Annotated in this window: 1 protein-coding gene; it reads right to left on the reverse strand. The window is 53.6% G+C overall.

All coding sequences use genetic code 11. The annotated features are described in order from the left end of the window. Nucleotides 1-213: hypothetical protein (locus SB753_RS41760; RefSeq protein ID WP_410805778.1), on the reverse strand; the 213-nt coding region annotated here is incomplete at its 3' end. Nucleotides 214-233: the final 20 nt, after the last annotated feature.

A 233-nucleotide genomic window follows, 5' to 3' on the forward strand; every position in this document is an offset into this window, starting at 1 on the left:
CCTCAGAAGCACGTTGATGCGGCGAAACGAGTCCGCGTTTTTGGGCACGTTGTCATCGATCGAATTGAAAATGCCCACCATCGGCGCCGACAGCGCGGTACCGTCGGACAGGTTCAGGCCGTTCGGAATCGAGTCCGGGTTATCGGTCATGTCGACCTCGATCAGCACTTCGGCTATACGTAACTTCGTTTTGTACACTCGAGTATGCAGCATAACTTCTGGTTGTCTCTTGT

Origin of the sequence: Paraburkholderia sp. SIMBA_053, assembly GCF_046534895.1 — a bacterium.
In the GTDB taxonomy this organism is placed as follows: Bacteria; Pseudomonadota; Gammaproteobacteria; order Burkholderiales; family Burkholderiaceae; genus Paraburkholderia; species Paraburkholderia caledonica.